This is a genomic window from Clostridium tertium (genome assembly GCF_017873245.1).
In the GTDB taxonomy this organism is placed as follows: Bacteria; Bacillota; Clostridia; order Clostridiales; family Clostridiaceae; genus Clostridium; species Clostridium tertium.
Genome location: NZ_JAGGJY010000003.1, coordinates 134,206 through 157,168, shown reverse-complemented (window position 1 = coordinate 157,168; position 22,963 = coordinate 134,206). Strand labels below are relative to the sequence as shown.

The window sequence follows — 22,963 nt, the reverse complement described above, 5'->3', positions numbered from 1 at the left end:
ATCATATTTCTATTTTTTTTAAAATATATAAAATACCTGCCACTATTGATTTATTTTACTGGCTATTAAATCTCATTTCATTTATACTTACATAGGAAATAAAAAAGTTGTATTCTAATCATTTCATATTAGAATACAACTCCTATATCTTATAGTATATTTTTATTCATTAATAAATTATTATATGTCTTATACTTAAAATCAACTTATAATTCTGCATAAAACACTTATTTTTCTCCATATATACTTAATGAAAAACCTTTTTCTAGAGCTTCCTTAGCATACTCTTTTGCTCCAAATAATGATAAGTCTCTGTAGTTTCCACACTGAATTTCATTAGCAGCAGGTATTTCTGTCGCCTTTAAAACTTCTCTTAAAGATAATTCTAATGCTTCTTTTATTTCATAAGCTTCTCTATCTCCCCATATACTTAAATAGAATCCAGTTCTACATCCCATTGGTGATAAATCTATTATTCCTTCTAATCTACTTCTTAATTCATGTGCCAAAAGATGCTCTAGTCCGTGCATCGCAGCTGTTCCAAAGGCTTCTTTATTTGGTTGTAAAAATCTAATATCAAACTTTGTTACATTATCTCCCTTTGTACCTGCTAGCAAACAACACTTTCTTATATATGGTGCCTTAACTATTCTATGATCTAATTCAAAACTTTCTACTTTTTCCATATTACATCCTCCACATAACTATCTTATTTATCTTTAAATATCTATCCTCATTAATATATTAACTAATTTATTAATCTTTCACAATTATTTATAGTATCTAATATAGAAAATATACTTGTGCTTATTCTTTTAGCAACATACGAATTATTCATAGTATATAAATGAATTCCATCTACTCCATTTGATATCAAATCTACTATCTGCTCTGTAGCATATGCAATTCCAGCATCTCTTAATGCCTCAGGATTAAATTCGTATTTATTCATTATCCTAATAAATTTCTTTGGTAGCTTAGCTCCACATAATGAAACAATTCTATTTATTTGTTTAGTATTTATAACTGGCATTATTCCTGCTTGTACTGGAATATCTATATTGTACTTTTCTTTTTCTTCTAAAAAACTATAAAAGTACTCATTATCAAAGAATAATTGTGAAATTAAGTGTGTAGCACCAGCTTCTTGTTTTTTCTTTAGATTAATTATATCTTCCTCTAAGTTTTTACTATCTAAATGTCCTTCAGGATAACATGCCCCAACTATATTAAAATCTCCCCTTTGCTTTATATGCTTTATAAGATCACTTGCATGATCAAATTCATTACTTCCCTTATAACCTAACGGAATATCACCTCTTAAAGCCAATATATTTTCTATCCCTGACTGCTTTAAGTTATCTAAAATGGAATTTACTTGGTTTTTATTTGAGTTTATACATGTTAAATGAGCTAATGGTTCTATTTTATATTTATTTTTTACTATTGATGAAATCTCACATGTCATGTTCTTAGATAAGCTTCCGCCTGCCCCGTATGTTACACTTATAAAATCTGGCTTTAAATCTTTTAATTCCTCTAAAGTATTGTAAATAGTATCAATTTTTGATTTTTGTTTTGGTGGAAATATCTCAAAAGAAAAAACCACCTCTTTTTTATCAAATAAATTATTTATATTCATGTTTTGCCCCCTTTTTTTAATGAATAATTGATAATATATATAGATAATTTACAATTTCTATTGATAGTTTATATTTAACAATGGATATTGATAGCTGAAAGTTATTCTTTATATATAAAAAAATACCTAAAGGATAACCTTTAGGTATTAATATACAGCCTATGAATTACCCTTATCTAACAGGAATTAGCACCACACAATGAGGTTATATAAATGAAAATCATTCATTATAATTAACCTACGTAGGTTGCTGGGTTTCTTAGGGCCAGTCCCTCCACCACTCTTGATAAGTTTTAAATCTTCTTTTTCTATATTATATTTTATTTACAAACATTTGTAAATATATTGAAATTATATATTTTAAATTAAAATTTATAAATACACTTCTTTAGCTACTAAATTATAGAAACAAATTCACAAAAGAATTATCTATAACTTTCATATTTGATGATTTTAACTATCAAAGTCATCTTTAAAAATTGCCATTGGTATTACATCGTAATATTTTCCACTTCTATATAACTCTTTTTTCAATATACCTTCTTCTTTAAAACCAACTTTCTTGTAGCATGCAATAGCTCTATTATTGAAAGAAAAAACTTTAAGCTTTATCTTATTCATATTTACTTCTTCAAATATAAACTTTATTAGCAATTTTAATGCATCGCTTCCATATCCCTTGCTCCAGTATTCTTTGTCCCCAATCATTATGCCTATTTCACAAGTTCTATTTTTCACATTACATTCATTAATGCTACATCCACCTATATATTTTCCAGTTTTTAAATCCTCAATTGCAAAATCATAAGTAAAATCGGAATTTGCTTTTCTACTTTTTACCCACTCTTCTTCTTGCCATTTAGTCATTGGAAATGGAATGTTAGAATCTAATAGTTTTTTCACTTCTTCATCATTTATAAACTCTACTGCTTTTTCTATATCCGCTTCCTTATACGCCCTTAATTTTACTAATTTACCACTATACATGATAATCCCCCCTTTTACAAATGATAATGGATAATTGACACTGGATAGTTGATTATTTTTTTGAATCTTCAAACTATTTTCTTTAAAAGAAATTCAGCCTTTTGGCTGAATTTTCTAATTAATTATTTTATTTCAATAATTATATACTTATTTTATATATAAATCAAATCCTTTTATTATTTTTATAATAAATATTTTATGCTAGTTTTTTATTAAAAGTAATATTATAGAAATTATACTAAAGGCTAAACTAACCATATTTATGTACGTTACAACTTGCTTTGGAGTAAATCCCTTAGCTTCCAATCTATAATGTATTTGACTTCTATCCGCTTGATATACTGGTTTTCCGTCCATAAATCTTTTTATTATAACAAACAAATTATCAAATATAGGAATTGCTAGAGCTAGTATTGGAATAAATAAGCTCATTAAAGTTGCTTGTTTAAAGGCACCATCTAAAGCTATTATACTCAATATAAACCCTAAAAAATTTGCTCCTGAATCTCCCATAAAAATCTTTGCTGGATATTTATTATACATTAAAAATCCTAAAGTTACTCCTGTTACTATTAGTGACATACTTATAGATTCACTTTGTCCTAGAATAATTGCAGCTGCTGCAAATGTTATTGATGAAATCAATGATAATCCACCGGCAAGTCCATCCATACCATCTGACCAATTTATAACCGTTGTTACTCCAAATATCCATGTAATTGTAAGTATAAATTGTATTATTCCTGATAACTGTATATAAACCCCTGTAAACGGATTTGTAAATCCTCTAAAAACTATTCCTGATTTAAATATAATAAATGCAGCCAATAATTGAATTATTAATCTTGGATATATAGGAAACTCCTTTCCTCTAGTTTTGAAACTATCATCTATTAATCCTATTAATAATATTAAAGCTGAGCCTAGTAATATCCATGATTTTTCTTTAATCGATGTATAATTGTTAACTGTAAAATATACTGTAAAAAATCCTATAAACATAGCTAATCCGCCACAAAGTGGAGTTTCACCTTTATGTTTTTTTCTTTTTGTAGGTTTGTCTGTAAAGCTATATTTAAAAGATAATTTAATCAAAATTGGTGTTATTAAATACACTATTAAAAATGCTAATATAAAAGATAATATATATCGCATAATTTCTCCTTAACCTCTTAACTGTAATATTATTCAAATTCATTATGTCTCTTAAATTCATTATCTTATTATACTATTTATAAATATTATTATCAATGACAAAACTATGACGATTTCTATCTCCTACTTTAAAATAAAAAATATAAAATACTTATTGTATAAATCTCATTTAAAGCCAACGTAACTATTTCTGCTTTAATATAAAAAAAGTCCCCAAAAGGGGACATTTTTTAATTTCTTGCTTGTATCATATCTTTAACTTTCATTAATCTAGTTAAAGCTCCTCTTTCATTTTCATCAAGTTTCATTCTTATATACTTGATAGTTTCTTGCAGAGAAGGAATTGTCATATATTCAAGAGCATTAACTCTTCTTCTAGTCTTCTCTATTTCATCTGCCATAAGTTGAGTTGACTTTTCAACTTCTGCAAGTTCCAATAACTTTGGTAAGATTCCATAAAGCTTAGCAATTGAATCATCTAATTCAGATGACGTACTTGCAAAACCATAAGGGAATATACTTCCTTCATCTCCTTCAAGCTGTCTATGGAAATTCATCTCCGGAACATTAACACTCATTATATTTTTAGTTCCTACTTCAACAGATATACTTTCTTTAGGATAAGCTACTGCTTCCTCTAGAAATTCTGAGCTCATAACAGCTCTAGCCATAACAAAGTCCTTAAGAGATCCTTGAAGCTCTGCTTCTACAGACTTCCTCAATTCATTATTATATTTGACAAGATTAACAAATTGTCTCATAAGCTCATCTTGCTTATCCTTTAAAAGTTTATGTCCTCTTGTAGCTGTTGCTAATCTCTTTTTTAGCTTAGACATCTCCATTCTAGTAGGATTGACATTTAATCTTGCCATGGCTATTCTTCATCTCCCTTTGGCATATACTTTTCAAGATACTCATCTCTTATTCTCTTAAGCTCGGTTCTTGGAAGTATCTTTAAAAGCTTCCATCCTAATTGTAATGTTTCTTCTATACTTCTGTTTGTTGTAAAACCTTGAGATACATATTGTTCTTCAAATGCTTCTGCAAACTTAGCATATTGCTTATCTATATCTGATAAAGCTGATTCCCCTAGGATTGCTGATAATTCTTTAGCTTGCTTACCTTGTGCATAAGCTGAGAATAATTGGTTCATTGTATCAGCATGATCTTCTCTAGTCTTATTTTTACCAATCCCTTTATCTTTAAGTCTTGAAAGTGATGGTAATACATCTATTGGAGGAATAATACCTTTCTTATATAGCTCTCTTGAAAGAATTATTTGTCCCTCTGTTATATATCCAGTTAAGTCTGGAATTGGATGTGTCTTATCCTCTTCTGGCATTGTTAAAATAGGAATTTGAGTTATAGACCCATCTCTTCCTCTAAGTCTACCTGCTCTTTCATATAAAGTTGAAAGGTCAGTATATAGATATCCTGGATATCCTCTTCTACCTGGAACTTCTTTTCTAGCAGCTGAAACTTCTCTTAATGCTTCTGCATAGTTTGTTATATCAGTCATTATAACAAGTACATGCATTCCTTTTTCATAAGCTAAGAATTCTGCTGTAGTAAGAGCCATTCTTGGAGTTGCTATTCTTTCGATAGCTGGATCAGATGCAAGGTTCATAAATAATACTGAATTATCTATAGCACCTGTTTTATTAAATTCATCAACGAAAAATTGTGATTCTTCGAATGTAATACCTATTGCAGCAAATACAACTGCAAAGTTAGCATCTGAATTTAAAACTCTCGCTTGTCTTGCTATTTGTGCAGCTAATTGTGCATGAGGAAGTCCTGATGCTGAGAAAACAGGTAACTTTTGTCCTCTTACTAATGTATTAAGTCCATCAATAGCTGAAATACCAGTTTGAATAAATTCTGATGGATAATCTCTTGATACTGGATTAATAGCTTCACCATTTATATCTAATCTTTTTTCTGGAATTATATTAGGCCCATTATCAATTGGGTGTCCCATACCATCGAATATTCTTCCTAGCATATCTTCAGAAACACCAAGTTCAAGTGGTCTTCCTAAGAATCTAGCTTTTGTTTCCTTTAAGTTTATTCCTGATGAACCTTCAAAAAGTTGAACCATAGCTCTTGTTCCATTTATTTCAAGAACTCTACCTCTTCTTTTTTCACCAGTTTGAAGCTCTACTTCAACTAGTTCATCATACTTAACGCCTTCAACACCTTCAACTACCATCAAAGGTCCTACAACTTCTGTAACTGTTTTATATTCCTTAAGCATTTAGAACCCCTCCCTTTTCGTTGATTAATGCATCTATAGCAGCTTTTAATTCTACTTCTATTTCATCTATCTTATTTATATTATCTTCATGAATATATTTACTTCTTGCAATTTTATCTCTAACTTCACTTAAGCCTAAAATCTCATTTAAGTAAATACCTGCTTTTAATGCTCTTTCTGCTTCTTTTCTAAATAGAAGAATTAACTTTAACATCTTATATTGCTTATCTAATGAAGCATATGTATCAACTTCATGGAATGCATTTTGTTGAAGGTAATCTTCTCTTATTGATTTTGAAACTTCAAGTTTTAATCTATCTACTTCTGATAAAGCATCTATACCAACAAGACTTACTATTTCTTGAAGTCCTGATTCCTCTTGAAGTAAAGTCATTGCTTCTTGTCTTAAAGTTGCCCAATCTGATGCAACTTCATTATTCATCCACTCATCTATAGTGTCTGCATATAATGAATATGAATTTAACCAGTTAATTGATGGGAAATGTCTCTTATATGCAAGTTGAGCATCTAGTCCCCAGAAAACTTTAACTATTCTTAATGTAGATTGTGTAACTGGCTCCGAAAGGTCTCCTCCTGGAGGTGAAACTGCTCCTATTGCTGTTACAGCTCCTTCTCTACCATCATTACCTAAACAAATAACCTTACCTGCTCTTTCATAATAATCTGCAAGTCTTGATCCAAGGTATGCTGGATAACCTTCATCACCTGGCATTTCTTCAAGTCTACCGGACATTTCTCTTAAAGCTTCTGCCCATCTTGAAGTTGAATCTGCCATTATTGAAACAGAATATCCCATATCTCTGAAATATTCTGCAATTGTTATTCCTGTATATATACAAGCTTCTCTAGCTGCAACTGGCATGTTTGATGTATTGGCTATAAGAACTGTTCTCTTCATTAAGCTTTCACCAGTCTTAGGATCTTTAAGTTCTGGGAATTCATTAAGAACATCTGTCATTTCGTTTCCACGTTCACCACAACCAACATATACAACTATTTCAGTATCTCCCCATTTAGCCACTTGGTGTTGAACAACTGTTTTACCTGCTCCAAACGGACCTGGAACTGCTGCTGCTCCACCCTTAGCAACTGGGAAGAATGTATCTATAACTCTTTGACCTGTAGTCATTGGGGCATCTGGTTTTAACTTTCTTGCATATGGTCTACCTTTTCTTGCTGGCCATTTTTGCATTAATGTTAATTCCTTATCACCTTTTTCAGTTTCTACTACACATACAGTATCAACTATTGTAAATTCTCCAGATTTAATTTCTTTTATTGTACCCTTTACCCCATAAGGAACCATTATCTTATGAAGTACTACTGTAGTTTCTTGAACTGTTCCTATTATATCTCCAGCTTCAACTACATCTCCTACCTTTGCTGTAGGTTCAAATTTCCAAAGTCTTTCTCTATTTAATGACTTAACTGCTACACCCTTTTTTAAAAATGGTGAATTTGCTGCTTTAGCAAATGCATCAAGTGGTCTTTGGATACCATCGAACATTGATTCTATAAGTCCTGGTCCTAATTCTATACTTAATGGCTCTCCAGTTGTAACAACTGGGTCCCCTGGTCCTATTCCTGTAGTTTCTTCGTAAACTTGGATAGATGCCTTATCATTTCTCATTTCTATGATTTCTCCGATAAGACCTTTTTCTCCAACCTTAACCATGTCGAATATATTTGCTTCTTCCATTCCTTCAGCAACAACTAAAGGACCTGCAACCTTAATTATCTTTCCGGTCTTCAAATCAATAACCTACCTTCCTATAAAATATTAACGCCAACAGCTTTTTCCACACTATCACTAATTCTCTTTAGTCCAATATTTAATGAACCTTGATTACTTGGAATTAATATTACAGCCGGAAGTACTTGTTCATTGTAACGTGCTATCGTTTCTTGAATATGTTGTGCTATTTGCTCTGTTACAAAAATTACTGCGTAGTCATTTCTTGCACAGCTATCAACTGCTTTTCTTGCTTCATCAGCTTCAACTACTGGGAATACATCTATTCCTAAAGCTTTGAAAGCTAAAACCGAATCCTTATCGCCAACAACACCTATTTTCTTATGCATATATATCACGCAACCTTTCTCTTATTACTTCCTCAGCAATATTATTAAGCTTGCCAACCATTATAATTCTTATTACTTTTATCTCTGTTTCTTTAGCATAAATATAAGATAGTATTTTTTCTGGTCCAAATGTAACTAACTTAGAATTTTTCATTAACTCCATGATATAATTATCACTTAACTTTTCTAAAAGACTTGCAGATTCTGTAGCGATATAACTCTCAAATCCTTCTTTTATTAAGTCAGAATAAATCGTACTTTGTAATTTAGCCATTATGTTTTCTGGGGATTCATTTAGTAAAGCTATAAGCTTGCTACTATCTATTTCTCCACCATTAACTATAACTTCCCCAGCGAAATCTCTTCCTTTATTTTGCTTCTTTATTCTAAGTAAAGTTCTTATGTTAGTAGAATCTATCATAGCTTTTACTAAATTATCTATGAATTTATAATTCAATGACTTCTTTATATCTACTAACTCTTTATACATATATTTATCTATTATTATATCTATCTTTTGAGGATCTTTAGTTTCCTCAAAAGATTTCATTGCTTCTTGAACTCCTTTTCCAAGGTTTCCGTTTAAGCTTTTAAAATTATCTCCATCTATCTTACGTTTAATTTCCTGTAAATCTAGACTACCTAATTGTATAAGCATTGAAGATAAATCCTTACCTAATACTTTTCCCTTTAGAAGTACCTTTATATTATGATAGTCATATTTTAAACTCATTAACTTCACAACATCTTTTACAGGGCTTATTTCGTAGACTAGTTCATATACCCTTTTTAATTCTGCTGTTAATATTTCTTCATAATCTTCTGGTCTCTTTACATTAGCTGAAACATTTGAATACTCTGTTTCATTTAATATTCTTAGTACTTCATTTGCTGATGGAGCTTCTATCATTCTATCAATTTTAGGCTTATCAAGAAGTCTAGTTTCTAAAACCCATATTCTTGATACAGCTTGGGTAAATTTCATTACATCCATCTCTTACCCTCCTTAATTAAACAACACTCTTGCTACTTCAAACTCCAATTCATCTTTTAATGAACTTACTAAAGCTTCATATGTGTTATTGATTTCTATACCATTACTTTCAAGAATAAATCCACCTTTAAAATTTCCAGTATTAGGACTTAACTTAATGTTTCCTTTATCTCCTAATGATTGATTTAAATCATAAATAAAAGTAAGATCTACTACTTCCATTCCTTCTTTATTTAAAATTAATGTTTGCTCTCCTATTTCACCTAGAGAAAGTATTGAATTTTTTATAAATCTTAAAAAATCATCTCCAGATATAGTTGCTAACATATCTATACTTTTTTCAAATACTTCTTTTATAACTTCTTGCTTTGCAGATAACTTATTGTTTCTAACCTTAAGCGAAGCAGAAGATAGAATTCTTTCTTTCTTAGTTTTAGCTTCAAGCTCAGCCTTTTGTATAATTTCCTTTTCAAGTTCTTTGGCTTTAGCTATTTTCTTTGAAAGAATATTATTTTTCTCTTCTTCAGCAGAAGCTAAAATACTTTCCTTTCTATCTTCAGCATCCCTAAGGATCTTAGAAGTCAGATTATTTACACTTGCCATAGCCTATTCTCTCCAATCCTAGAATCCTTTATTTACTAACATGAATGAAATAACGAATCCTAATAATGCGTATGTTTCAACCATCGCTGATAATATTATACCTTTTGTGTTATGTTCTGGGTTTTTAGCTAATATTTGAATACCAGCCGCTGCAACTTTACCTTGTGCTATTCCAGACCAAAGACCTGCAAATGCTATTGGTAAACAAGCACCTAATAAATATAAACCTTGATCTAATGGCATTCCTGAAGCCATTTTAGTAAATACTAAGAATCCTATAACGAAACCATATAAACCTTGTGTACCTGGTAATAATTGAAGAACTAATGCCTTACCAAACTTTTCTGGTTCTTCTGTAACTAATCCTGTTGCTGCTTCACCAACTATACCAACACCTTTAGCTGATCCTATACCAGATAAACCAACTGCTAAAGCTACTCCCATAGCTGCAAATATTAATCCACCATTATTTTCCATAAAAAATTGAATCCATGACATTTCCATTTTATAATTCCTCCTAATTTCTTTTGATCTTTATATACTTTTCTGAAACTTTAAATGCTTTAAAAGGTCTTCCGCCACCTTCATAGAACTTACCAAAATACTCAACATATTGAAGTCTTGCTGTGTGAACATAAGCTCCAAGTAATGATAAACCTAAGTTGAATATATGGAATAGAACAAATAATATAGGTCCTATTACTATTGCTGCTACACCTGGTAAAGTATGAATTAATAGGTTTAAAGCACCTGCAATTGAACCACCTGCTAATCCTAAAGCCATAAGTCTCGTATAAGAAACTAAATCTCCTACATATCCTGTTATGCCGTATAAGGAATATAACCCTTGACCTATCTTGGCTCCTGTAGATTTTTCTTCTCTTCCTCCACCTATAACTATTAATATAGCACCAATAATTGCTGTACCAATAAATATATTACCTAATATATTAGGTAATTTTAAAAATTTAACTGCTGCAATTCCACCTATGGATAATAATGTTATTATCCATGAACCTGGATCTAATAATGCATCTTTTACTTTTCCAATTCTAATTAAACTATAAACCTTTATAAATAGTCCAAAGAAGATTTGAATAACTCCTAATGCTAAAGATAAAATTACTATAGTCATAACATCTTTATTGGTATCTATTATTTGGGTTGGTAATGTTATAATATCTCCAAAAAATGATCCATAAATTGCTCCAAAAAATATTGTTGGAAAACTTAAGTATAAAAAGAATTTTGCAAAATCTTTTTTACCTTCATCTAGTTTTAAGAATTTAAGAGCTAATGCTGCTCCTATTAAAACTAATAGTCCATATCCTACATCTGCTACCATCATTCCAAAGAATATTAAATAGAATGGTGCAAGTAACGGTGTTGGATCTATTTGATTATATTTAGGATAACTATACATTCCAGTTACACTTTCAAAAGCCGAAACAAGTTCACCATTCTTAAGTTTAATTGGAACATCATCTATTTCATCTTCCTTAACATCTTCAAATTCTATATAGTAATCATTTTTAAGAGTATTACTACATATAGACTTTAATTCCTCATTATCTTCTTGTGCTATCCATCCTTGAATTGCACATATATTTTTTGTCTTTAAGAAATTCGTTGAAACTTTAACACGTTCAACTTTACTTACAAAATAATCATAAGCTAATTCTAACTTCTTTAAATCTTCTTCAAAGCTTGCAATTTCTTCTTCAATAAAGAATTTCTTTGATTGAAGTTCCTCTATCTGATGCTTAAATTCTAAAATAAGCTTCATAGGAACATCTTTATGTTCGGTTTTAAAGGCGCTAAATCCAACTCCCCTTAGAACTTCTGATACATTTTCACTATCTTCTTTATTAGATAAAATTAAAAGATTAATATCATTGCTACTTCTTGATATTATTTCAACATATGCATTTGATAACTCTTCTAATAAAGTATCTTCATAAGATTTTGCTATAGTTCCTAGGAAATATGATGTATTTTTCAAATCTTTTATTTCACTAAAAGCTACATCTAAATCCTGCCAAGGAATTAAAGTATCTATTTCAGCCTGTAACTTTGTTATATTTGAATCTAAATTAGCCAGCTCTGCCTCTTTTTCTTTTGCTTTATTATAGCTTTCTTCCCACTTAGAGGCTTTAACTTTTTCATCTAATTCATCTAAAGTTAATGTTAGCTTTTCTTCTTGTAATGACTTTAATCCTGATTTTTTAGGAACATATTTTTTAAGAAATTCTAGGGCAAATTTAGCTTTTGATAAATTTTCTTCATACTTTGAATACTCTAAATCTATATCGTCTTTAGCTAAGCTTTTTAATTCTTCATATTTTTCAAGGAACTCATCATCTTGTAAATTAATAAATTCTACATTAGATAGTCCTTGTATTTCCCTTAAAAGTTTTTGCTTTTTAGATTCAAAGGTAAGCAAAGTGAATTTGTTCATCTTAACTATTGCCATGAATCTTCACTATCCTCTCAACGATTAAATTAATAGCATTATTCTTTTTCTCTTCAGAAATATTTTTAATGCTTGCTACTTCTTTTTCACCTTTTTCTAATATAGGCTTTGCTTCTGAATTTCCTTCCTCTTCTGCTTTAGCTATAATTTGTGCTTTTTTTGAGTTTGCTTCACTTAGAGTTTTACTATACTCCTCTTCTGCTTGAATGCTTGCATTTTTTACTATTTCTTTTGAGTTATTCATAGCTTCTTGAATTAGCTCTTCAGCTTTCTCTTCAGCCTTTTTAATTTCATTTATTGCTTCTAATGCCAAAATCTCACCACCTTTATTATTGTAAATAATAATATAGAAATTAATACTTTATATAGTATTAATTACTCTTTCATATCTTCCATTATACACCGCTTGACGTTTTTTTCAATATCTTTAATCTTGATTTGGAGAAACAAACATAATTTTTCAACTATTGTAAATGTTTTCTTGCTTGTTTAATATAAATTTTATATTTTCTTAAATTTCTGTTTTTTATCTGTAATATGTACTATATCACCTCCATGACCAAATAAGTAATAATCCTTTTCTTTAACTACAGTAGAATTTTTTATAAATTTACTTATGTTTATATCAAATATTTCTAGATGATAATCTTTAAAAGAATATACACCTTTAAATTGATCTTTTATTTTTAGCTCCTCATCTTTATCTAAATTACTTTGTATAAACTCTGGCATTCCCCTTTTTTTATTAAATCTAAGATAATCAAATTTTAATATTTCTTTTAATATAGAGTTATCTCCTTTTAATATTTCCATATTAAAATCTAAAAATACTCTATAATACTCACTATTTCCTATGTTTCTATCAAAATATCCTTTAGAGTCAAAATATGTCCCTAAAGTATAGTAAAAATCAAAAGGTGTATCAAACTTGTTTACTAAATATTTTATTATGTTATCAAACTTTTGGGAGTTATAGTATTTATCGACCATTTCTTCCACTTTCTTAAGCTTTATTAATTCATCATAACTTATATCTTTAGTTTTCAGTATTTCATATGGCGGATATGGCGAGTATTTCATTTCATACTCTTCTGCTTCTTCCCTCATTGATGATCCTCTTAAAAGCTTTAAAAATCCTAATTGAATTTCTTCTGGGCTTATACTATAAACATCATTAAATGAGTTTTTGAATGAATTATAATCTTCTCCTGGAAGTCCTGCTATTAAATCAAGATGTTGTTTTATATTTCTAATTTGAATAAGTTCTTCTACTTTTTCTTTTATATCGCTAAAATTTACAAATCTATTTATTCTATTTAATACATCATCATTTGTAGTTTGTACTCCAACTTCAAATTGGAATCTATCCTTTGGTGCTTTTCTTAATAGTTCAAGTTCAGATTTTTTTAATATATCCGCTGATATCTCAAAATGAAATTGAGTTTTAGTATCTTGATTAATAAGAAACTCCCAAATAGCCATGGTAAATTTATGATTACAATTAAAAGTTCTGTCTACAAACTTTACAAGTCTAACTTCCTTATCTATAAAATATTTTAATTCTTGCTTTACTCTATCTATATCCAAGAATCTAACTCCATGAGTCGTTGATGATAAACAATATTTACAATTAAAAGGACACCCTCTTGAAGCCTCATAATATACTATCTTATTATCTAAATTTTCATCTTCTTCATAGGGAAATATTAATTCATTCATATTCATAAGAGGCCTTTTTCCATTTGATATTACTTCACCATCAGCTTTGTAATATAAACTTCTTATTGAGTTTATTTCTCTTTCTCCTAATTTATATTCCACAAACTCTCTATATGTTTTTTCTCCTTCTCCTTCAATGATATATTCTCCATTTAATTCTTTTAATATGTTTTTACTATCATAAGATACTTCTGGACCTCCATACAATATCTCTATGTCTTCATCTACTAGTTTTATAAGATTAGAAAGTCTTTTTATTATTTCTATATTCCAGATGTAAGTTGAAAAGGCCACTACATTCGGCCTTTCTTTTATTATTTCTTCTAATATTTTTTCATCTCTATCATTAATAGAAAACTCTCTAATCTTACAATCATAATTCATATCTTTAGTAAAGGCCCTTAAGTATCTAACAGCTAAATTACTGTGTACAAATTTAGAATTTATAGCTGTAAGCAAAATTTTCATACGTATCTTCTTCCTTTCAATATTAAAGTTTTATACCTTTTATAAAATGTATATCCTCCCATAATTTAGTTTCTTCTATTTTATAGTATTTTTCAAGTAATTTTTTATTATCCTCTATATTTGACTTTATTATTGGATTTAAATTTTTAAATTCAAATTCTCTTACTTTACCTGAAGGTAATACTGCCATTATTTTATTATTAATCATATCCTTCACTTCTTTATTTATGTCCCATATAAATATTTCTCCACCAACTTTAATGTACTTTGTCACCTCTTCAATCAGCTTTAATCTACTATAATTATTCCACATTTTACTTAGATGAAAAAACATTGTGCAAGTATCATATTCTTCTTCATTAAGAATAATACTTGAATTATCTACTCCCACATAATCCACTGAAATTTCATCCATTACATCTTTTGATATATTGTAAATAACACCAAAACTCTCCCCAACATCTAGTATATCTCCATTTAGCTTTACATCTGATAAATTAAGTACTATAGTTTTTCCCATCTCACCTTACCTCCTAATTACATAAGTTATATTATATTTATATTTATCACTTCCATAATTTATTAATAAATTTAATAAAAAAGAAGAGATTTCTTTAAAATATATAAATAGAGTATACCTATATATCTTTTAAGACTTTCTCTTCTTTACTTATAATTATTTACTATTAATTTTTACATTTTTACTTTTATTATTTATTAATACACATATAATTATCACTATAATAAATACTATAGAAAAAATCCAGAATATCTTCGGAAGCCTAAATAATTTTCCAGCCTTATTGTACTCAAGATTATATAAACATCCAAGTTTACTGTCTAAAATATAAAAACTATCTTTATAAAATAATATTTTCTCTATCTTACTCTTATCTCCTAAATCTACTAAATCTCTTGCTACTCCATCCTTGCTTAATGCATAAATAAATCCTTTTTTATTATTTCCAAAGACAATAGTATTCTTTTCAAAGCATATTCCATCCTTATCTATGGCTAATCCTTGTAATGATGAAACATCATTATCTTGATATATCGGAGCACTTGGATTTTTATCTGGATGATTCTTTATTAAAAATTCTTGTCTTACTGAATCTGTAAATCTTGGAGATGTTATAGGATCTCCACCACTATAATCAGGCCATCCATACCAATTTTCTTCTTGAAGATTATATATATAGTCCTTATCATCCTTTATATTTCTAGGAGGTAAATCTTCCATTCCTCCAACTATTGCCTTAATTTTCCCTTCATTATCTGTATCCCATCCATTTATATTTCTTATTCCATGAGCATATAATTTTACTTCTTCGGTTCTAATATCATAAGATAATATAGCGGCATTACCTATTTTTTGAGATTCTACCTTTTCCCCTAACTCATTACTTACTGAATAGGGAGAAAAAGCACCAGTTTTCCCATCTCCATAATTATTTCCTGTTAAAATCCATGGACTAGTTGCAATATCAAATGCTTCACCTTTTGAATTAACTACACCTGAGTTAGTATTACTTCCAACAGAAAAATATAATTTATCATTATTTAAAAGTAAATTCACTTTCTTGTTCATACCATTATTAGGTATATCAGTTATAAGCTCCTTATAAGATTTTGCATCTAAGTTGTATTCTAATATCCTATTATCTGTGGCTATGTATAACTTTTTATTATAATACAGTATATCTAAAATATTAAATTTACTTTCCCTTATTATAAGTTCATCATTTCCATCCTTATTAAGTACTCTAATTGTATCTTCAAATGCTAAATATAAATTACCTTCTTCATCAAAAGCAAAACTTTTAGCTCCTTCACACCCTTTAAGGCTTATTGACCAATCTATATTTTTATTTAAAATATCTAAATCATATTTATTTGTAACCTTAAAAATTCCAAAGGCGATAGTCACTACTATAATTGAAACAAGCAAAAATTTAATAAACCTCTTCATGCGCTCCCCCTTATTTTCTATTTATGTTTAATTTATATTTTGAAATACATAAATTATTACTTTTAAAATAATTTAATTTTTCCTTTAACTATTTATTTTCTTAATATTTAGCAGAGTCATATTTCCTTTTATTGAGGAATAGATATAAATGTACTGATTGGGGGTGATAAACTTTGAAAAAGGATAGCTTTGTAAGAAACTCATTTCTTCTTACAGCATCTAATATAACCACTGGGATTTTAGGATTTATTTTTTCAATTTACTTATCAAAACTTATAGGCCCTGTTGGGATAGGACTATATGGCTTAGTAATGCCTATATACAATCTTTTTATCTGCTTAATGACTGCTGGAATTATAGCAGCTATATCCCAAGTATCTGCAATATATAAATCTAAAGGCCAATATAATAACATAAGTAAAACTATACGAACAGTTGCAAGTTTTAATGTAATATGGGCAATTGCTATAGGAATTATGGTATTCTTTTTAGCTCCCTACATAAGTAAATACGGTATACATGATATGAGAACTGTTAATGCTATAAGAATAACCTGTCCAGCAATGGTATTCATAGCTTTATCTAATATATTAAAAGGTTACTTTTATGGAGTTTCTAAAATAGTAGTTCCTTCGTTTATTGACATTCTAGAAAAAGCTATGCGTATTATCACAATTGCTTTATTAATTTATATGTTTAAAGCCACAACAATTACATCTATGGTAACATTAGCTTATGTTTCTTTAGCAATTGGAGAGCTACAAAGTTTATTATTATTGTATGTGTATTATAAAAATATTTCTAAAAAAGCTCCTCCATCATTTGATAAACCAGAGAGAGCCTCACAATTATTATTTAATGTTTTTATAATCGCATTCCCATTATGTCTTAATGGGTTCCTTGGAAATCTATTTGGTACAGCATCTACCTTACTAGTTCCTAGAAGATTAGCTTCTGCTGGTTTTGATACTGTAACAGCATTAGGAATGATAGGAAAATTTACTGGAATGGCATTAACAATAGTCACATTTCCAATGATTGTTATTGGATCTATTAATTCTCTTATCGTTCCTGATTTATCAGAAACCTTAAGCAGGGGTGACTACTATAATGCTACTGTAAGAATAAAGAAAGTTATGAAACTAGCATTTTTACTTGGACTTGCTACAGCCATAATCTGTAATATAATTCCTGATTCATTAGGTCAAATGTTTTACAGTAGAGATGACTTAGGCGAGTATATAAAGATTGCATCATTAAGCGCTCCTATTTTCTTTACTGCCAATACTATGTTTGGAATACTAAATGGATTAAATAAACAAGGAGTGATACTTAAAAACTCACTAATCGTATCAATCTTAGAGCTTATTTGTCTATTTATATTTATTGGTCTTCCAGGTGTTAATATAATGGGGTATGGTATAACTATATTTATAACCTCTAGTGTAAGCTTATTTATAAATCTTAGAGAAGTTCAAAAACACATATATCTAGCCTTATCAAAAAGCAATATAAGTATATTTTTACTGTTATCAGTATTAATATTTATGATCCTTAAATTATTTACAGCTAAATTTTTAAATGATTTGTTTATAACTAAAAATCTAATAATTATTTCATTAACATTTATTATTTTTACTGTACTTAGCTTCTTTGGGATTGAAGATGAGTAATTATAAATTGTGGATATATAGGCAATACTAACTTATATTTCTAATTTATAATAGCAGTGAAAAGTGAAAGAATTATTGCATATAAAAATAAGGGATGTCGCGAAACGCGACTCCCTTATTTTATATTGTTAATTAATTTTAATTGAAAATTCTTCTCCTATTTTTACCAAATCATTATCATTTATTTGTCCTATAATATTATTACTTTTATTATTTTCTATAGGAAATTGTATTGCATAAGGTGCGAGAGTAATAGATGTAGCTGTTTCACTGATTTTATATTCTTTATTATCTAGTTTTAATACTCCCCAGTTGCTAGTGCCCTTACTAAGTGTAAAGGCTATTTTATTCCCCTCATTATCTTGGCCTTTTAATTTTAAATAATAGGGTGTTTCATCTTTCCCCTTACGATCTATGGAATAGTAAATCTTCTCGCTAATTACATTTGAAGTATATTTATTTAACTTTATCTCCTCACCACTTGCTAATGTGAAGGTGTTATTTAATTCTATTTTCTTAGTATTATTTGCTAGTTCTTCGCTACTTGTAGTAAACTCAAAAGTAATAGGCTCAGTACGTTTAAATTCTTGATTTATAAACATATCTCTATAAGTAATTTTTATATCTAAGTCCCCATTATACTCCTCTTCTTTAAAAGAACATTCCATTGCTGTGGAATAGCCAGAGTCATCTATTATTATTCCTCCTAATCCACCTGCCATAGTTACTCCCAAGGAACTCCCATTTACAAATACCTCTGGTATAAGAAAAATTGATTTTCCCTCTAAATTTTCATCTTTAGGTTTAAATGTAGAAGATATTATTAACTCATCATTATCTAAAATAATCTCATTTAATTTAATTTCCAATTCATAATTACTTAAAGTTTTATTTACAACTGTTTTGTAAGACGATAGATCTTTTTTTATTCCTAAAAATGTTGCTATTTCATAACTTGCCATCTTTATACCATAAACCACTGTAGCTCCAACATCAGTTCCTATAAATCCAATAAAAAGTGCTCCTATGAATGTTGCTGCTATGATAGTCTTTTTTCTCTTATTGCTTTTCTTATTTTCTTTATTAATGGATTTTTTTAAATTATATTTTATTTTCTTTTTCTCTATATCATTAAATCCTTCTTCTTTAAGTTCATCAAAATTAATATTATAATCGTTTAACATATCATAGATATTTTTACTCATAATTTACACCTACTTTCATTCAATCTAAATAAGCTTCTAATTTTATTCTTTCCTCTAGATATCCGATTATAAATTACTTCTCTTTTTAAGCCAGTCTCACTACTTATATCATCAATATTCTTTTCCTCAACATAAAGTTTCATAAATAAACTTTTGTCATCATCTTTAAGGTTATTTAGCAGATCTTCAACTTCATCATTCAACTCATTTTTCATTATCTCTTTATTAGCTGTATCTTCAACACTTATATTTAAATCATCAATATTCTCATATAACAATTCCTTCAAGTATTTTCTCTTATAATCTAGGCATTTAAACTTTGTTATACCAGCAAGCCAATTTTTAAATTTACCTCTATCCTCATCAAAACTTTCAATGTTATACCAAACAGCTAATAATACATCATTTATACATTCATCCTGAAAGTTTTCTAAATTATATAAATGTTTCTTTACAATAGCCTTAATTATCCATCCATAGTTATCCAAAACGTAATCTATAGATTTTTCATTTCTCCTTTTCATCTGAATAATGAAGTTCTCTTCTGTAATCCTCATTATTTACCCCTTCTTTCCATACAGGCCTGCCTTTTTAAATTTCTCTTACACTTAATATTTCGTAAATAAAACATGTATATCTATCAACAAATAAACTTTTCTCAAACTTTTTAAAAATCTTTATTAATAGAAACATTATTACTCCAAAATAAATTACTTTTTAATTTTCATGCAATTTTAAATTTCACTTCATTCTTTTAATTATTTAAATAAATTCCAGAAATTCAGATCTATCTGAATTTCAATCTAAATTATGCATTATCCATTACCAATTATCAATTAAAAAAAGCCCTCTGTAGTCTCCATAACTACAAAGGACTTTTCTTTTATCTACAACTAAATATAAATTATATTCTAGCACTTTAATTCTTGATTTAACTCTTAAAATAATACTTTCAAAAACCCATTCTTTTATCTAGCCTAATCAATTCAAGAAATTCAGCACCATCTGAATTTCAACCTCAATTATCCATTTTCAATTGTCCATTATAAATTCTTTATATAAGTTCTTTTCTAAGACTTCTAGGTAAGAATCTAAATACCTTTGGTGAAATTAAATCTAAATCCTTCTTTCTTATTCCTCCAAAGTAAACCATTGTATATAAATATACTACTCCACCTATACCTATTAAAACTAGTGTTGCTATAGCAATGATAACTCTTCCGCCTCCAAGCATATCTGCCACTTTAATAACCGGAAACTTTACTAAAAATATTACAATTGCCATTAACATGGAACAAATAGTCGGTACTATTGCTTGCCTTATTATAGGTATTCTAACTTTAAAAAATCTCTCTATTTTTCTATGATTTATTACTGCTGGAATAATAAATGATACAAAGGTTGCTACTACTGCTCCCATTATATTTATGCTTGGGATTGGGATTAATATTAGATTTATAACTATTTTTGCTATTAATCCTGCACTTGCAGACACTATTATTAAGTACAATTTATTAATTCCTTGAAGAATAACATTTTGTATAGTTGTTATTGACATAAATATAAGTAAAGCTGATCCATACATAAGTAAGGTATATCCTGTAGATGTGTTATTAAATAAGAATTTATATATCTCTTTACTTAATATAGCTAACCCAAATGTAGCTGGCATTATTATTATGTATGTTATTCTAAATGCATAGCTTGTTTGTTGCTTTAAATCTTTTTTATTCTTATGTACAAAAGCCTGTATTACCTTAGGAAATATTGAAGTTCCAAGCGCAGTTACTATAGCTAAAGGAACATAAACAAGAGTTTTATAATATGATAAGACAGCTCTTAAATCATTGACTTGTTCTTGATTAAATCCTGCCGAACTCAAGCCTCTTCCTAGAGTCATGGTATCTATAACACCCGCAAAATTTTGGACTCCTGCAACTAATGTTATAGGAAGGGCATACATAAATAACTTTTTAACTATTCTTTTATCTGATACTCTTCTTCTACTTGGATCATGATTTTTTTCAGCTTCTTCTTTATAATTTCTTTTTTCATATATATATATTATATATATTATTGCTATTATAGCACCTAAGGAAGTTCCAACAGTTCCCCCTGCACTTCCCCACTCATCACTACTTGTTACAGCAATTAATACAGCTGCAAAGACTAAACTAAGTATAACATTTACTAACTGCTCTATAATTTGAGATATAGCAAGCGCCTCCATCTCTTCAACTGCTTGCATATACCCTCTATATGCTGCTAATATAGCTGCAAAAATTATTGCAGGTGCCAAAAACACAAAAGTCCAGGCTGATTGCTCCGCACTAATTATTTTTGAAAGTGGAAATGCTAAAACCATAAAAATTCCAGCAATTGCTATACTTATCATAGCTAAATACCTTATAGATAGTTTCATAGCTCGCAGTGCATCTTTATGATTCCCTATTGCTCTAAGCTCTGTAACAACTTTTGTAACTGCAGGTTGTGCACCTAAGCTAGTTACTGCAATTAAAAAAACAAATATATCATATCCAGCAGTGTATATTCCATAACCTGTTTCACCTAAAACAGCTGTTAATAAAGGAACATATATTGCTGATAATAACTTACCAGCAATACCTGCAATTGATAATATTAAAAAGCCACGTCCGGCTGATTTTTGCTCCATACCCAATCACCTTTTATTTTATTGTGAATTTAAACACATCATTTTTAATCTTCTTAAATACTGGTGGTAAACTTTCTATTATAGTTTTATTGTTTAAATAGCTTAATTTATCTGGTGCATCTCTAAAAATTAATTTATATGCATATAAGAACTGGCAATCAAGTCCAAACTTATTTGCAAAAAATGAATTTAATTTTCTATCTCCGTATTTATTATCACCAATTATAGGAGTTCCTAAATGTGATAGGTGTGCTCTAATTTGATGACTTCTTCCTGTTATTAAATCTATTTCTAAAAATGAATATGCCCCATTTGTTTTTAAAGTTTTAACTTCCATTGCTATTTCTTTTGAATCAGTTATTTTTTCATCATATATTCTTGAAATATTAGCTTCCTCATTTTTATGAATATATCCCTTATATAATCCATCTTTAATCTTGCCTTTTACCAATGTATTATAATATTTTTCAACTTTACCTTCTCTAATCATTTCATTCATTGTTCTTAATGCTTCAAAGTTTTTACCGAATATAACTATTCCTGAAGTATTTCTATCTAATCTATTACATGGTGCAGGAGTAAATGTTAATTCATTTTCAGGTAAGTAATCACCTTTTTCGTTTAAATATGATAATACGTAATCAGTTAAACTTGCCTCTTTTCCCTTTTCATCAGGGTGCACTAAAATATTAGGCCATTTTTCAACTATTAGTATATTAGAATCTTCATAAGTAATCTTCATTCCTCTAGCATTAACTTTAATAAACTTTTCTTCTGGCTTTTCCTTATTACTTTGTATATATTTAATTTCTACTACATCATCTATTTGCAAAGAATAATTTTCTTTTTGTTTCTTTCCATTAACTTTTACATCGCCTTTTCTTAAAGCTTTAAATATTTTACTTAAAGGAACATCTTTTAATAATTTTCTTAAAAATTTGTCTAATCTTTGACCTGCTTCATTTGTGCCTATTTCTATTCTCAAACTAATCACTCCTAGTTTTTTTAGTATTCTAACTATATTTTCCCCATTTTTATAGA

The 22,963-nt window shown here is 28.7% G+C and carries 21 protein-coding genes and 1 riboswitch; of the genes, 1 reads left to right on the top strand and 20 read right to left on the bottom strand.

Annotation, left to right across the window (positions count from 1 at the left end):
• Positions 1-227: 227 nt before the first annotated feature.
• From J2Z25_RS05900 to J2Z25_RS05825, 16 genes are all read right to left on the bottom strand, one after another.
• Positions 228-686 carry an S-ribosylhomocysteine lyase gene (locus tag J2Z25_RS05900; protein WP_209739090.1) on the bottom strand — a complete coding sequence of 153 codons (459 nt, stop codon included), beginning with the start codon at positions 684-686 and terminating at the stop codon, positions 228-230.
• 62 nt (positions 687-748) lie between these two features.
• Complete coding sequence (gene metF / locus J2Z25_RS05895) at positions 749-1,642, bottom strand: methylenetetrahydrofolate reductase [NAD(P)H] (protein ID WP_209739088.1); 894 nt, start codon at positions 1,640-1,642, stop codon at positions 749-751.
• Positions 1,643-1,811: 169 nt separating this feature from the next.
• Positions 1,812-1,935, bottom strand: a riboswitch (SAM riboswitch).
• 160 nt (positions 1,936-2,095) lie between these two features.
• Positions 2,096-2,629 (bottom strand): GNAT family N-acetyltransferase, encoded by a 534-nt coding sequence (locus tag J2Z25_RS05890; protein ID WP_142691182.1) that lies wholly within the window; start codon positions 2,627-2,629, stop codon positions 2,096-2,098.
• 201 nt (positions 2,630-2,830) lie between these two features.
• On the bottom strand, positions 2,831-3,784 hold the full coding sequence (locus J2Z25_RS05885; protein ID WP_097033637.1) for an MraY family glycosyltransferase: 954 nt from the start codon (positions 3,782-3,784) through the stop codon (positions 2,831-2,833).
• A 230-nt stretch (positions 3,785-4,014) separates the two neighbouring features.
• Entirely contained in the window at positions 4,015-4,656 is a 642-nt protein-coding gene (locus tag J2Z25_RS05880; RefSeq protein WP_008676926.1) for a V-type ATP synthase subunit D, read from the bottom strand.
• A gap of 2 nt (positions 4,657-4,658) precedes the next feature.
• Entirely contained in the window at positions 4,659-6,041 is a 1,383-nt protein-coding gene (locus J2Z25_RS05875; RefSeq protein WP_008676925.1) for a V-type ATP synthase subunit B, read from the bottom strand.
• Positions 6,034-7,815, bottom strand: a complete 1,782-nt coding sequence (locus J2Z25_RS05870) for a V-type ATP synthase subunit A (protein ID WP_209739085.1) — start codon at positions 7,813-7,815, stop codon at positions 6,034-6,036. The genes J2Z25_RS05875 and J2Z25_RS05870 overlap by 8 nt, the downstream gene beginning before the upstream one ends.
• Positions 7,816-7,832: 17 nt before the next feature.
• Complete coding sequence (locus tag J2Z25_RS05865; protein WP_035285596.1) at positions 7,833-8,144, bottom strand: V-type ATP synthase subunit F; 312 nt, start codon at positions 8,142-8,144, stop codon at positions 7,833-7,835.
• The gene (locus J2Z25_RS05860) at positions 8,137-9,138 is read right to left on the bottom strand and encodes a V-type ATP synthase subunit C (RefSeq protein WP_097033638.1); all 1,002 of its coding nucleotides are present in this window, start codon (positions 9,136-9,138) and stop codon (positions 8,137-8,139) included. Before J2Z25_RS05860 ends, J2Z25_RS05865 begins: the two co-directional genes overlap by 8 nt.
• A gap of 12 nt (positions 9,139-9,150) precedes the next feature.
• Complete coding sequence (locus J2Z25_RS05855) at positions 9,151-9,741, bottom strand: V-type ATP synthase subunit E (protein WP_209739084.1); 591 nt, start codon at positions 9,739-9,741, stop codon at positions 9,151-9,153.
• Between the two features lie 18 nt (positions 9,742-9,759).
• Positions 9,760-10,245, bottom strand: a complete 486-nt coding sequence (locus tag J2Z25_RS05850) for a V-type ATP synthase subunit K (protein ID WP_008676919.1) — start codon at positions 10,243-10,245, stop codon at positions 9,760-9,762.
• Positions 10,246-10,258: 13 nt separating this feature from the next.
• Positions 10,259-12,214, bottom strand: a complete 1,956-nt coding sequence (locus tag J2Z25_RS05845; RefSeq protein WP_209739081.1) for a V-type ATP synthase subunit I — start codon at positions 12,212-12,214, stop codon at positions 10,259-10,261.
• The gene (locus tag J2Z25_RS05840) at positions 12,201-12,527 is read right to left on the bottom strand and encodes an ATPase (RefSeq protein ID WP_008676916.1); all 327 of its coding nucleotides are present in this window, start codon (positions 12,525-12,527) and stop codon (positions 12,201-12,203) included. The genes J2Z25_RS05845 and J2Z25_RS05840 overlap by 14 nt, the downstream gene beginning before the upstream one ends.
• Positions 12,528-12,715: 188 nt before the next feature.
• The gene (locus tag J2Z25_RS05835; RefSeq protein WP_209739079.1) at positions 12,716-14,401 is read right to left on the bottom strand and encodes a B12-binding domain-containing radical SAM protein; all 1,686 of its coding nucleotides are present in this window, start codon (positions 14,399-14,401) and stop codon (positions 12,716-12,718) included.
• 22 nt (positions 14,402-14,423) lie between these two features.
• A complete protein-coding gene (locus J2Z25_RS05830; protein ID WP_008676911.1) occupies positions 14,424-14,921 on the bottom strand; it encodes a hypothetical protein in 498 nt (165 codons plus the stop codon).
• A 156-nt stretch (positions 14,922-15,077) separates the two neighbouring features.
• Entirely contained in the window at positions 15,078-16,370 is a 1,293-nt protein-coding gene (locus tag J2Z25_RS05825) for a PQQ-dependent sugar dehydrogenase family protein (protein ID WP_209739077.1), read from the bottom strand.
• 173 nt (positions 16,371-16,543) lie between these two features.
• Here J2Z25_RS05825 and spoVB point away from each other — a divergent pair, with 173 nt between their 5' ends.
• Positions 16,544-18,043, top strand: a complete 1,500-nt coding sequence (spoVB, locus tag J2Z25_RS05820; protein WP_111930957.1) for a stage V sporulation protein B — start codon at positions 16,544-16,546, stop codon at positions 18,041-18,043.
• Positions 18,044-18,171: 128 nt separating this feature from the next.
• Here the strand turns inward: spoVB and J2Z25_RS05815 are convergent, their stop codons facing one another.
• The 4 genes from J2Z25_RS05815 to J2Z25_RS05800 form a co-directional block, all read right to left on the bottom strand.
• The gene (locus J2Z25_RS05815; RefSeq protein WP_209739075.1) at positions 18,172-19,248 is read right to left on the bottom strand and encodes a DUF4179 domain-containing protein; all 1,077 of its coding nucleotides are present in this window, start codon (positions 19,246-19,248) and stop codon (positions 18,172-18,174) included.
• Complete coding sequence (locus J2Z25_RS05810) at positions 19,245-19,805, bottom strand: sigma-70 family RNA polymerase sigma factor (protein WP_209739073.1); 561 nt, start codon at positions 19,803-19,805, stop codon at positions 19,245-19,247. The genes J2Z25_RS05815 and J2Z25_RS05810 overlap by 4 nt, the downstream gene beginning before the upstream one ends.
• Before the next feature lie 497 nt (positions 19,806-20,302).
• Positions 20,303-21,922: a putative polysaccharide biosynthesis protein gene (locus tag J2Z25_RS05805; protein WP_209739071.1), complete on the bottom strand. Its 1,620-nt coding sequence runs from the start codon at positions 21,920-21,922 to the stop codon at positions 20,303-20,305.
• 13 nt (positions 21,923-21,935) lie between these two features.
• Positions 21,936-22,907: an RluA family pseudouridine synthase gene (locus J2Z25_RS05800; protein WP_097033643.1), complete on the bottom strand. Its 972-nt coding sequence runs from the start codon at positions 22,905-22,907 to the stop codon at positions 21,936-21,938.
• Positions 22,908-22,963 lie beyond the last annotated feature (56 nt).